Annotated in this window: 1 protein-coding gene; it reads left to right on the top strand. The window is 47.0% G+C overall.

Annotated elements, in window-relative coordinates; translation table 11 throughout:
- Window positions 1–52: 52 nt before the first annotated feature.
- Window positions 53–330, top strand: a 278-nt coding sequence (locus tag AAEZ03_RS26500; RefSeq protein WP_350582740.1) for a cation:proton antiporter domain-containing protein, incomplete at its 3' end; no start/stop codon positions are given.

Below are 330 nucleotides of genomic sequence, written 5' to 3'. Positions count from 1 at the left end.
CACTAACTTACTGGGCGGTAGTGGGTTTCTCGCGGTCTTTATCGCTGGTATTATGATTGGCAACCATAAGGTACGCTCAACTGAGCATGTCATGCGCGTGATGGACAGCTTTGCGTGGTTGTCGCAAGCGGTGTTATTTGTGGTATTGGGCCTATTGGTCACGCCATCGAACGTTCTTGAAGTTTGGCCTTATTCAGTGGCCATTGCTGCCTTTATGATTTTAGTGGCTCGTCCTATTGCAGTCTATACCAGTGTTTTACCGTTTAAATTTAAAAATAGAGAGATCGGCTTTATCTCTTGGGTCGGCTTACGTGGTGCGGTGCCCATTAC

The organism is Pseudomonas sp. HY2-MNA-CIBAN-0224, assembly GCF_040310285.1.
Lineage (GTDB): Bacteria > Pseudomonadota > Gammaproteobacteria > Pseudomonadales > Pseudomonadaceae > Aquipseudomonas > Aquipseudomonas helleri.
Note: the sequence above shows the minus strand (reverse complement) of the source record. Positions and strands in the feature narration are given on the sequence as shown.